The sequence below is a fragment of the Psychrobacillus sp. genome (assembly GCF_032154225.1).
GTDB lineage: Bacteria > Bacillota > Bacilli > Bacillales_A > Planococcaceae > Psychrobacillus.
The window spans coordinates 1-12,289 of record NZ_JALDYF010000023.1; the positions used below are offsets into that span (position 1 = coordinate 1).

General features: G+C 37.8%; 10 protein-coding genes. 7 read left to right on the forward strand and 3 right to left on the reverse strand.

Annotation, left to right across the window (positions count from 1 at the left end; genetic code table 11):
* The first annotated feature begins 434 nt into the window (after nt 1-434).
* The 6 genes from glgB (at nt 435) to RUH95_RS19190 (ending at nt 7,549) form a co-directional block, all read left to right on the forward strand.
* A complete protein-coding gene (glgB, locus tag RUH95_RS19165) occupies nt 435-2,384 on the forward strand; it encodes a 1,4-alpha-glucan branching protein GlgB (RefSeq protein WP_313894511.1) in 1,950 nt (649 codons plus the stop codon).
* A complete protein-coding gene (locus tag RUH95_RS19170) occupies nt 2,374-3,531 on the forward strand; it encodes a glucose-1-phosphate adenylyltransferase (RefSeq protein ID WP_313894512.1) in 1,158 nt (385 codons plus the stop codon). The genes glgB and RUH95_RS19170 overlap by 11 nt, the downstream gene beginning before the upstream one ends.
* Before the next feature lie 15 nt (nt 3,532-3,546).
* Nucleotides 3,547-4,653, forward strand: coding sequence for a glucose-1-phosphate adenylyltransferase subunit GlgD (gene glgD, locus RUH95_RS19175; protein ID WP_313894513.1), 1,107 nt, complete (start codon nt 3,547-3,549; stop codon nt 4,651-4,653).
* Between the two features lie 16 nt (nt 4,654-4,669).
* Nucleotides 4,670-6,106 (forward strand): glycogen synthase GlgA, encoded by a 1,437-nt coding sequence (gene glgA / locus RUH95_RS19180; protein WP_313894546.1) that lies wholly within the window; start codon nt 4,670-4,672, stop codon nt 6,104-6,106.
* Between the two features lie 790 nt (nt 6,107-6,896).
* Nucleotides 6,897-7,214 (forward strand): hypothetical protein, encoded by a 318-nt coding sequence (locus RUH95_RS19185; RefSeq protein WP_313894514.1) that lies wholly within the window; start codon nt 6,897-6,899, stop codon nt 7,212-7,214.
* A gap of 2 nt (nt 7,215-7,216) precedes the next feature.
* Nucleotides 7,217-7,549: an antibiotic biosynthesis monooxygenase family protein gene (locus RUH95_RS19190; RefSeq protein WP_313894515.1), complete on the forward strand. Its 333-nt coding sequence runs from the start codon at nt 7,217-7,219 to the stop codon at nt 7,547-7,549.
* Between the two features lie 58 nt (nt 7,550-7,607).
* Here the strand turns inward: RUH95_RS19190 and RUH95_RS19195 are convergent, their stop codons facing one another.
* Together RUH95_RS19195 and RUH95_RS19200 are read right to left on the reverse strand one after the other, a co-directional pair.
* The gene (locus tag RUH95_RS19195) at nt 7,608-8,342 is read right to left on the reverse strand and encodes a polysaccharide deacetylase family protein (protein ID WP_313894516.1); all 735 of its coding nucleotides are present in this window, start codon (nt 8,340-8,342) and stop codon (nt 7,608-7,610) included.
* A 375-nt stretch (nt 8,343-8,717) separates the two neighbouring features.
* Nucleotides 8,718-9,635: a tRNA dihydrouridine synthase gene (locus tag RUH95_RS19200; protein WP_313894547.1), complete on the reverse strand. Its 918-nt coding sequence runs from the start codon at nt 9,633-9,635 to the stop codon at nt 8,718-8,720.
* Between the two features lie 279 nt (nt 9,636-9,914).
* Here RUH95_RS19200 and rlmD point away from each other — a divergent pair, with 279 nt between their 5' ends.
* Entirely contained in the window at nt 9,915-11,309 is a 1,395-nt protein-coding gene (gene rlmD, locus RUH95_RS19205) for a 23S rRNA (uracil(1939)-C(5))-methyltransferase RlmD (protein ID WP_313894517.1), read from the forward strand.
* Between the two features lie 88 nt (nt 11,310-11,397).
* Here rlmD and RUH95_RS19210 read toward each other — a convergent pair whose 3' ends face one another.
* Nucleotides 11,398-12,237: a YitT family protein gene (locus RUH95_RS19210; protein WP_313894518.1), complete on the reverse strand. Its 840-nt coding sequence runs from the start codon at nt 12,235-12,237 to the stop codon at nt 11,398-11,400.
* Nucleotides 12,238-12,289: the final 52 nt, after the last annotated feature.

Sequence of the window (12,289 nt, forward strand, 5' to 3'; positions counted from 1 at the left end):
ACGAGTAACCGCAGGAGCATTCTTTTTTGCGACGAGTAACCGCAGGAGCATTCTTCATTAGATTGTAGCGAAAGGGGTGGCGACTCCAGCGGGAAAAGCGTTAGTCGAGGACCCTGGACTGAGCGCATGCGAAGGAAGGGGCTGAGGCAACGCCCGCGGAAAGCGTCCACCCCTGTAGCGAAAATCTCTGCGGAAACGACGCACTTTATGTAAAGTACGAATGAGGACGTAATGCAAGTAGAGAACGAGTGTTTTAGTATTAAAGGGTATTAGTTTTTTTCCTCTTAACACAAATTTTCAAGAAATAGGATCATCAACAGACGTGATGTGCTTCATTATTATTAGCTTTTCAGGTGGGGATGCAAGAATAGACAACCTGTATTAAATCTTTAATATATAAATGGAAATAATCATAGAATGAAGGAGGTGATGAAATGGAAGAAATTATTGAATGGAATAACGAACTATACCCAAGTGATTTTGATGTATACCTTTTCCATGAAGGAACACTGTTTGAAAGTTATAAAATGCTCGGAGCTCATATTCTTGATGAAAACGATATACAAGGTGTGCGTTTTGCGGTTTGGGCACCACATGCAAAGAAGGTTTCCATTGTGGGTAATTTTAATAATTGGAATGGTACCAAAAATCAAATGGAACGTTTAGAGCATTCTGGAATTTGGGTTTTATTTCTCCCTGAGCTTGCGCATGGAGATATATATAAATATGAGGTTACAGGACCGGATGGGCGGAAGGAATTAAAATCAGATCCATATGCCTTTTATTCGGAGCTACGACCAGAAACTGCTTCAGTTGTCTACAATTTAAATACATTTGAATGGCAAGATCATAAATGGATGGCACAACGAGTAAAGAAAGATATTTATCATAAACCAATGATGATTTATGAAGTTCACTTGGCTTCTTGGAAACAAAAAGAAGATGGCGAGTTTTATAGTTATCAAGAACTTGCTGACGAATTAATCAATTATGCAATGGATAATGGTTTTACACATATCGAATTGATGCCTGTTATGGAGCATCCTTACGATGGTTCGTGGGGGTACCAAATAACTGGATATTATTCTACGACTAGCAGATATGGTACACCCGAGCAATTAATGTATTTTATAGATCAATGCCATCAGAATGGCATAGGTGTGATTCTTGATTGGGTGCCTGCGCACTTTTGTAAGGATACCCATGGTCTTGGAAGGTTCGACGGAACGCCGCTCTTCGAATCTGCAGATCCTATGAGAGCAGAAAGGCCAATCTGGGGCACATATAGCTTTGACTATAGCAAGCCAGAAGTCGTCAGTTTCTTGATATCAAACGCAATATTTTGGATGGATGTATATCATGTGGATGGATTTCGAATTGATGCAGTTTCATCCATGATTTATCTAAACCATGATAATCCACTTCCAATAAAATTGGAGAATCAGTTTGGTGGTGGGGAAAATCTTGAAGCAATTGAATTTCTAAAAAAGTTAAATGAAACTATTTTCCAAAAGTATCCTGGTGCCCTTATGATGGCAGAGGAAGCAACCGAATGGCCGCGGGTTACAAGTCCGACTAGTACAGGTGGGCTTGGATTCAATTATAAATGGAATATGGGCTGGTCAAATGACGTACTCAAGTATATGAAGTTTGATGTTAGCGAACGACCAAAGCATCATCACCTATTAACGTTTTCATTTTTATATGCATTTTCAGAAAACTTTGTTCTTCCATTCTCCCATGATGAGATGGTCCATGGGAAAAGATCACTAGTAAATAAAATGCCTGGCGATTACTGGCAAAAGTTTGCGAATTTACGCCTCTTATTCGGTTATTTATTTACACATCCAGGAAAAAAACTCTTATTTATGGGCAGTGAATTTGGGCAGTTTGACGAATGGAAATACCGCGAAGAAATGGATTGGATGCTTTTAGATTTTGACGCTCACTCTACTTTTTTTCGATACTATAAAGAATTAAGTAAATTGTATCTGGAAACCAATTCTCTATGGCGTCTAGATCATGAGCAAGCTGGCTTTCAATGGATCGATGCGGACAATGCGGAACAAAGCGTGATTACTTTTATGAGAAAAGGAAAACGGAAGGGGGATTATTGCATTGTTGTTTGTAATTTTTCAACGGATGTTTACCATAATTATCAAATAGGAGTACCAGCAAAGGGGAAATATTTCGAAGCATTTAATAGTGATGATTCAATCTTTGGCGGATCGGGACAGTTGAATACTACTACAATCCATGCTAGTAAAATACCACATAATAACCAACCATGCAGACTGGAAATAACGGTGCCACCACTTGGGATTACTATATTCATGAAAGAAACTAAAACAAGAAAAAGGGGAGTCAATACAAATGCCATCTAAAAAATGGGTTGCAATGCTTTTAGCAGGTGGTCAAGGTTCAAGACTCGGAGAATTGACGAACGACTTAGCTAAGCCCGCAGTACCATTTGGAGGTAAATACCGAATTATCGATTTTACTTTAAGTAATTGTACGCATTCAGGTATTGATACTGTAGGTATTCTCACTCAATATCGCCCGCATATTTTGAATTCATATATTGGTAACGGTCGACCATGGGACCTTGATCGCAATAACGGTGGGGTTTCTATGCTTCCACCTTATCAGGGAAAAGATGGTGGTGAATGGTACAAGGGAACCGCAAATGCCGTGTATCAAAATTTCCATTATATTGATCATTATGACCCGGAATATGTACTTGTAATCTCAGGAGATCATATTTACAAGATGGATTACAATAAAATGCTGGAAGATCATATTGTTAAGGGGGCACATGCGACCATTGCTGTCATTGAGGTACCTTGGGAAGAAGCAAATCGCTTTGGTATTATGAATACGAATGAAACGGATCGAATTATTGAATTTGATGAAAAACCCAAACATCCAAAAAATAATTTGGCTTCGATGGGTGTGTATATCTTTAACTGGAAACATCTCAAAAAATATTTGACAGAAGATGAACAGGATAACGGTTCGACGAATGATTTTGGAAAAGACATTATTCCAAAGATGCTGAATGATAAATCAAATTTACAAGCGTATAGATTTAAAGACTACTGGAAAGACGTCGGTACGATTGAAAGCCTGTGGGAAGCGCATATGGATTTATTGAAAGAACCTTCCGATTTCGAGCTTGGAGAGCCAAGTTGGCAAATATACGCAGGGAATGCCAACCACCCCCCACAATATATATCTGAGGATGCTGATGTGACACAATCTTTAGTCAACGAAGGGTGTTTGGTATTTGGAAAGATCGACCATTCTGTTCTTTCCTATAATGTCCAAGTAGGAAGCGGCTCTTTCGTAAAGGATTCCGTTATTATGCCAAATGTGAAGATCGGGAAGAATGTAATAATCGAAAAGGCAATAATCGGTAGCGGTACAATTATCGAAGATGGAGCTGTAATCTCTGACTCTAAACAAGCGCTTACCTTAATTGGTGAAAATCAGAGGATTTCTACGGAAAGTGCTTTGCTGCAAGCTTTATAATAGGAGGTAGCTCAAATGAGGAATGTATTAGGGGTTATTAATCTTGTAAATGAAAGGCCCATATTAAAAGAATTGACCCATCACCGTTGCCTAGCTTCAGTACCATTTGGCGGACGTTACCGGATGATTGATTTTACCATGTCAAACTTCATGAACGTCTCCGTAAGTAAAGTCGCCATTTTCACAAAAGATAAATATCGATCGTTGATGGATCATTTAGGTTCTGGAAAGGAATGGGATCTCGATCACCGTTCACAAGGTCTATTCATACTTCCTTCGATTCATCCTGATGAAAAAATTAAAGGGGATTTACAGCAGTTTTATGATCATTTAGAATTTTTCCAACGGGCAACTGCAGATACAGTAATTATTGCACCTGGTCATCATATTTGCAAAATAGACTTTAACCATGTGATTAAAGAACATGAAAGAAATGAAGCTGATATTACAGTCCTGTATAAGGATTATGATGGGATATCAGTGAAAAGACCACTCTATCATCAATGTTCACTTGAAACAAACGGTGAAGTACGTGATATAAACCTTTATACGTCACCTAAGAAAGGTGACCATATATGTTTGGAAACATACGTGATTAAAAAACAACTATTAATAGATTTAATTAAGAATTGTATAGAATATGATGAATATGATTTTTTGAAAGATATTGTTAAAGCAAATTTGATCAATCTAAAAGTGCAAGGCTATCATTTCACTGGTTATATGCCGTTTATTCATTCCCTAGAAACATACCATGCCAGTAGTATGGAATTTCTCAACCCAGAAATTATTCGCAATTATTTTTATGATTCGTGGGAAGTTTTCACGAAAATTAAACATGAAGCACCTGCTGTATTCGCTAACTCCTCAAGCGTATCTAATTCCTTAATAGCTAATGGATGTATTATTGAAGGCATCGTCGAAAATAGTATTATTTTCCGAGGAGTAAAAGTTAGAAAAGGTGCAGTAGTTAAAAACAGTATCATTATGCAAAAGGGAGAAATTGAAGAGGGAGCACAAATCGAAAATGTGATTACGGATAAACAAGTAATCATTACGAGGGATCAAATCATTAAAGCGAGAAAAAAGCCGATGGTAATTAAAAAAGAAGAAGTAATTTAAATTGGAGGGACCCAGCCTGAATGTATTATTTGTAGCCTCAGAGTGCGTCCCATTTATTAAGACCGGGGGACTGGGGGATGTTATTGGTGCCTTGCCTCAATCTTTACATGAAAAGGGAGCACAGGTCAGTGTGATATTACCGAAATATGGCGATCTCCCATTACATTTTCAAGAACAAATGCAATGGATCAAAAGCATAGAAGTACCGGTAGGCTGGAGGCGTCAATTTTGCGGTATCGAAAAATTTCATTATCAGGGAATAACAGTATATTTTCTTGATAATGAATACTATTTTAAGAGGCATGGTAGTTATGGTTTTAAGGATGATGGTGAACGTTTCGCTTTCTTTTCCCGAGCTGTACTGGAGGCTTTACCATTCTTAGAAGAACGGCCCGATATTATTCATTGCCATGATTGGCAAACAGGGTTAATTCCTGTTCTTTTGAAGGGGCATTATGAAAACAATCCATATTATCAGGATATGAAAACTGTGTTTACCATTCATAATTTACGATACCAAGGTGTATATCCTAAGTCAGTGCTTTCTGATTTACTGGATTTAAGCGAGCAGTATTTTAACATAGATGCGTTAGAGTTTTATGGGGACGTCAGTTATCTCAAAGGAGGACTGGCCTTTGCGGATTGTGTGACAACTGTAAGTTCAACCTATGCTTACGAAATACAGACGCCCTATTATGGGGAAAGGCTTGATGGATTTTTACGAAAAAGAAGTGCAAATCTTCAAGGTATCGTGAACGGAATTGACAATGATTCCTATGATCCGAAAAGTGATGAATTTTTGTTTCATCCATTCGAGGATTATGAGGGGAAGTCTGTAAATAAAAAGCACCTACAGGAAATACTGGGCCTTCCTATTAACGCTGATATTCCAATAATTTCAATGGTTACAAGACTAGTCGACCAAAAAGGGATAGATCTGATTCTTCATGTCTTCCATGAAATTATGGGCTTGAATGTCCAGTTTGTTTTATTAGGCACAGGCGAACAGCAGTATGAAGAGGCATTCAGCTTTTTTGAAAAAGTGTATCCTGATAAAGTTTCAGCAAACCTTTATTTTGATGAAGCATTGGCACGAAAAATTTATGCGGGTTCCGATCTTTTTCTAATGCCATCCCAATTTGAACCGTGTGGTATTGGGCAACTACTTGCACTTCGCTATGGTACCTTGCCGCTCGTCCGTGAAACAGGAGGGCTAAAAGATACTGTGATCTCTTATAATGATTTAACGAAAGTAGGAAATGGGTTCAGCTTCGCAAATTATAATGCTCACGAATTGCTGTATACGGCGGAGAGAGCAATTGCACTTTTTCGCTTCCAGCCTAACAAATGGAGAAACTTAGTTGGGCACGCAATGGATCTTGATTTTAGCTGGTCATCATCTTCGGAGCAATATCTCAAAATATATAAAGAACTTTTGAAATCTCATAAATAAACCAGTGTATTGATCAAAAGTAGAAGAAAGTCATGTCAAAGTATAAAAGCTTTTACAATGTAAGTAAGGAGTCAAGTGGTGCGAACCTTTTAATATAAAGGTGGTACTACGAGTCATTTAGACCCCAACCTTATCGAGTTTTTCGATAAGGTTGGGGTCTTTGTTGTTTTAATACTATTATTAGTGGAGGCTTGACGATGGAATACAGTCTATTTATTCTTCGTATATTGGTGTCGAATTACGGTGAGATTTAAGATATTCCAGAGCGCTTTTTGTTAGATTCTGCGGTTTCCCGGGAAATGTTTAGTTTGCGAATTATTTTATGAGTCACAAGAAAAGTTTACTATATATAAATCGTCTTATATGGAGAAAGAGGATATAAAAAAGCTAAGAAGGGCGTTTTTTTTATATGTTTTTCAGCAGTTTCCTACGGAAAAAAACTTGCGTAACAATCGATTGATGCATTAAAAATGAAAATGATAAAGCAGCCTTATCTTATGTAGTACCTTCTTTAAAAGGGGAACTTTTAGCGATTTATTCTCTAAATGCAGTGTTTAAAAGTGTTAAGAAAAATCTTTCTTTCATCAAATCTTTCAGAAAAAGAAATAGAGGCATTGTATGAAGCGAAAATTGTGAAAAGGCTTATCCCGTATATCAATTCTTATAACAAAGCAATGACATGTTTAGACTCTTACTCAAGGAATTTTCAAACGTTTATATTGACAGTTTGTATACGTTGGTATACGATGATTAGAGTGTATACTAATGTATACAAAGAGGAGGAGCTAAAATGAGAAGTGAATCAGAGCATCGAGGAAGAAATGGTCGTCGTGGTGGGCGCCGAAGTGGGGAAAATGATGAAAAAAGACATGGTGCAAAAACATTTCGACGAGGTAGGGCACTAGCTTTTTATGAAATGATGAGTACGAAGTCAATGTCACTAAAGAAACAGTTAGAAACTCCTGAATTACAATTGATTAATCCAATTTTAGTCGGTGAATTGAAAGCTGTGGAAACGCTTATGGATGAGTTTGCAAATTTATTTGAACTAGTTGAAGTAGAAGAACCGGAGCAAGAGGCCGTTAGTGATGTAAAAAGTGAGGGATGAAAATGTTTGTACAAATTCGTAAATGGACAGTAACTGAAGGAAATGCAGATAAAATTATTGAGCGTTTTAAGAAAAAGCCAGATCAAGGTCCTTCTAAGATGGAGCAACGAGAAGGTTTTATTGGACGGGAGTTACTACAAAAAAATGTTCGGCGTGGTGAAGAAGAAGTAGTGATGATCGTTCGTTGGGAATCAGAAGAAGCATGGAAAGCATGGGAAAAGAGTCCTGAGCATATTGCAGGGCACAAAAATAAAATTAAAGAGCATGGTGGAAAACCGCCACAGCCTGAATATGTAATTGCTTCGGAGAATGGTAAATACACAGTTATTGAATAAAATTGCGGCAGTAAAAGAGCAACATTATTAAGATGTTGCTCTTGAGTGAAGAAGTTAGCTACTTTTCGTTTTCGTTATTCATATAAAGAAGTTCTGTTATCGTCACAAATTTATATCCTTGTTTTTGTAGCTCCGGTAATATTTTTTCTAAAGCTTTAACAGTTTGGCTCCTATTGCTTCCACCATCATGAAATAGAATTACATTCCCGGGTTCAGTTCCTTTTAAAACGGTTTTTACTATTCGATGAACACCTGGATCTTTCCAATCCTCTGTATCCAAATGCCAAGACCACATAACAACTTTATATCCTTGTTTCACTACACTTTCAATCATTTCATCTGTATATTGCCCCTCGACTGGTCGGAATAGCTCTGGATAATGACCAGTGATACTATAAATTAAATCATTCGTTTTTTTCAATTCGGCCTCTAATTTAGGTATAGTTGTTTTTATGGGGTGCGTGTAGGTATGATTAGCGATATCGTGTCCTTCATTGTATTGGCGTAATAAAATATCTGGTGCTTTTTCTATATTTTCTCCAACAACAAAAAAGGTAGCTTTGGCATTGTATTTTGCTAAAAGATCTAATATCTCTCCTGTATGTTTAGGGTGTGGACCATCATCAAATGTAAGAGCCACTACTTTTTCTTTGGTATCAATTTCCCAGACAACTTCACCAGTGTTTTCGTAGTAACGCCGATCTTTTTCTGCTAAAACTGTGTAAGTAGTGCTAAGGATAAACACGAGTCCGACAAAAAGTAATATGAATAAAAATAGATGTTTATTTTTCAAGCCATCACATCCCAATCTTTTTTTATCACCATCCTTTCATTACTCTTTGCCTTCTTGCAGTGAATTATACTTTCGTTAACTAGATATAGTTTTTGGGGAAATTTTCATTCTAAATGTGTATGAATCATTCTCGGTGTTTGTACTAAAAAATAGGGAGTATATGTTATGAATTTTCACTAAAAAAGCCTATAAACATTGAATTAACAACGTTTACAGGCTTGTTCAAATGATGTTCCGACTGGTTACGAAATGTTCGAATTTATCTGGCTTATAAAGTCTAGATAAACTGAGTTCGAATTGGTTAAATAAGTCTGATTTAATAAGGTTTTCGTTTTCGCAGCAGTGAAAATCATTTGAGTATAGGGTGGATATGCCTTAATCTAATTCATTTTCTAAAACAGGTTTTACTAAAAGACGTACTTCATCCGTTGTTTTGGTATCCATTAATTGGTTTCTTAGCTCGGCTGCGCCCTGAAATCCGCGAACATAGATTTTGAAAAAGCGAAGAAGATGCTTAAATGTACGTGGTTCAGCTTCTGTTGAATATTTGTCGTGAAGATCCAACTGTAAAAGTAATAAATTAAGAAAATCCTTTACGTCGTGTTCTTTCGGTTCTTTTTCAAAAGCAAATGGATTGGTGAAAATCCCGCGCCCAATCATGACACCATCCACGCCATATTGTTCTACTAATTTTAATCCTGTTGCGCGGTCAGGAATATCTCCATTAATCGTTAACAATGTATTTGGAGCAATTTCATCTCGTAATTTTTTTATTTCAGGAATTAGCTCCCAGTGCGCATCTACCTTACTCATCTCTTTTCTAGTACGAAGATGAATAGAAAGATTCGCAATATCTTGTTTCAATACATGTCCTAACCAATCGCGCCACTCGTCAATATTCGTGTAACCTAATCTTGTTTTAACGCTAACTGGTAATCCGCCTGCTTTTGCTGCCTGGATTATTTCTGCTGCAAGTTCAGGATGGTGTATTAATCCAGCACCTTTTCCGTTTGCTGCGACGTTTTGTACTGGGCATCCCATGTTTAAATCGATTCCACGAAAACCAAGTTCTTTCATATCAATACTCATCTGTTCAAAAAATGCTGGTTTATTGCCCCAAATATGAGCGACAATCGGTTGCTCATCTTCTGTGAACATTAAGCGACCACGTACACTGTCTCTTCCTTTAGGGTGACAATAACTTTCTGTATTTGTGAATTCCGTGAAAAATACGTCAGGTTTTCCAGCTTCACTAACGACGTGACGAAATACAACATCCGTGACATCTTCCATTGGTGCTAATATAAAAAACGGCTTCGGTAAATCAAGCCAAAAATTTCGTTCGTTACTCACGTTATCTCCTCCTGTTGCAATAAATAAAAAATGATTATAACTATTGCAAAGTTCAATGCCATCATACATAATATCATTTTTTTTGTTTCATGGACAGAATTAGTTGTGTGAAAGATGGTCATAGTTGCTTAATTTGTCAAAAGTTCATGTTCATGTAGACGTATTTTTGTTATAATGTCACGGTATGTCTGTATTTACTGTTGAAAGGGGAATCATTCCTTGACTAATATAAAAGAAGAAACATTCATCGCAGAAATTGACCATTTAGATTATAAAGGCAATGGACAAGCTGTGATTTGGCGTGAAAATGAAACTGAGTCTAAGCCTAAAAAGTTGAAACTGACGATTCCGCAAACACTTAAAGGGGAGTCAGTGAAAGTTATTGTCGATGATCCAGAAAAGCGAAGAAGAAAAGTAATGCCTATAAAGATTTTAGCTGCAAGCCCTGAACGAACGGATGCGCCTTGTCCTCATTTTGAGCTTTGCGGAGGTTGTGTATGGCAACACTGGACGTATGAAGGTCAATTAAAGCATAAGACGGAGCAAGTAAAGAATGCATTGAAGCGTGAAGGAATAGATTCAGAACTGGTGCTAAATACAATCGGTATGGACGAACCTTGGCATTACCGTAATAAGATGGAGTTCACTTTTTCTCGAGAAGGAGATATTGGACTGCATGAACAAGGTAATTTCCGCAAAATCATTCCACTGGAAACTTGCCTGATTGCAGGAAAAAATATGGTTGATGGCATGTTAGAAGTCAGCAAATGGGTAAAAGAATTCGACCTAAAAGGTTATGATAAAGATGCACATGAAGGGCTTCTTCGTCATTTGATGGTGCGGGAATCGTTTGTCACTGGAGAAATGATGTTGGCATTGTTTGCTACAAAAACCCCAGACGGTGAATTGGCATCTGCAGTTGAAAGTTTAGTAGAGCGTATTACGAAAAAGTTCCCGAATGTGAAAAGCTTACTTTGGCTTGTGAACACGGACTGGGGAGATCGCACGCAATCAGAGGATACGCATCTGTTAGCGGGGCGTGACTTTATTTATGATGAAATGGCAGGTTATCGCTATCGCCTTTGGTTCGATACATTCTTCCAAACGAACCCAAAACAAGCCCAAAAGCTTGTGGAACTTGCACTTGAAATGGGGAAACCAAAAGAAGACGAGAAAATGATCGACCTGTTTTGTGGTGTTGGTACGTTCTCCTTACCGTTCGCTGCACGTGTGAAGGAGCTTGCGGGAATCGAGATTGTTGAGACATCGATTGAATCTGCTAAACGCAATGCTATCGATAATGATTTGCATAACACAACATTCCTAGCTCGTGATGCACGTAATGGACTTGCTGAGATGCACGAGCATTTCGGATTCGCTGATCTTCTGTTAATCGACCCACCACGTGGCGGAGCTGGCGGGAAAGTGATGCGTCGCATTGGTCGCTCTAAGCCAAAACGGATTGTCTATGTATCATGCAGTCCTGACACTTTCGCAACGGATGTAGCAGAATTGCTACCATTCGGCTACACGCTTCAAACCGTGCAACCAGTTGACCTATTCCCCCATACTGTGCATGTAGAATTAGTCGCTTGGTTGGAGCTAGATAAATAAAGACAGAAAACCCCAAGAATCGCTGCTTGATTCTTGGGGTTTTGAATATTCATTTCACTCTAAGCATTATGTGGGTGACTTTACAATGTTATGATTTCGTAATTTCCATGAACCCTTCACCGAAGACGTCCCGCACATCGTGGATTGCAACAAATGCATCTGGATCTGCAATTTTGACGATTTTTTTCAACCGCACAACTTCGGGGCTGCTAATCACAATGTACAGAATCTCTTTTTTCTCTTTTGAATAATAGCCATGACCAGAATAGACAGTTACGCCTCTATCCATAATTTCATTCACTTGTTGCGCAATGGCGTCTGGTTTTTTTGAAATAATCGTGACAGCTTTCTTCGTGTTGAATCCTTCAATAATGTATTCCATCACTTTCGTACCGATATACAGCATTAAAATCGTCAGCATCAGTTTTTCGGCTCCGATAACGAAATAAGAAGAAAAAGCGACAATCATATCGAAAAATAACAAACCGTAACTAATACTCCAACCAAGATACTTATGTGTAATACTCGCAAGGATGGTAGAACCTGCCGTTGTGCCACCAACCCGAATGATCAAACCAATCCCAATCCCCGCAAATACGCCACCAAAGATTGTATTCACAATGATTTCATCTGATGCAATGCGCCAATCTGATGTTAAATGTAAAAACAAAGAATTAAACAGCACAGCAATAATGGTATAAATTGTCGTGTTTTTACTTAAAAATTTATAGCCAACGATTAACAAAAGGCTATTGAGAATCAAGTTTACAAGTCCTGGAGACCATTCAAATAAATAATAAGCAATAATGGTTAGTCCAGTAACGCCGCCTTCTCCGAGGTCATTCGGAATAACAAAAAGATTTACAGCCAATGCGAAAATAAAAGAACCTGCAACAATAAATAACAAGTCAATCATTCTTTTTTTCATAAAATCCCACCTATCTACAAGTCACTAAGTTCTGAACTCATTCAGAAACAGT